A 254-nucleotide genomic window follows, 5' to 3' on the forward strand; every position below is an offset into this window, starting at 1 on the left:
GGACTCCACCGGGGGCAGCCCCTCGGGCGGGGTGCCGGTGGCGCGGGCGGAGTTCGACACCTCACCGGCGTCCACGTCGGCCTGGGTGACGGTGTAGGTGGCGGTGCAAATCAGCTGGTTGCCGGGTGCCAGCGTGCGCTCGTCGGGGCAGACCACCTGGGGACGGGGACCGCTGCCGGTGAACTCGAGCTCCTCCACGGCGACGTCGTCGACGGTGACGTTGCCGGTGTTGGTGACCACGAAGGTGTAGGTCA

At 70.9% G+C, this 254-nt stretch carries 1 protein-coding gene; it reads right to left on the reverse strand.

The features are described 5' to 3' along the window. Positions 1–254: DUF7507 domain-containing protein (locus tag GC722_RS17645; RefSeq protein WP_197429822.1), on the reverse strand; the 254-nt coding region annotated here is incomplete at both ends.

Origin of the sequence: Auraticoccus cholistanensis (assembly GCF_009742705.1) — a bacterium.
GTDB lineage: Bacteria > Actinomycetota > Actinomycetes > Propionibacteriales > Propionibacteriaceae > Auraticoccus > Auraticoccus cholistanensis.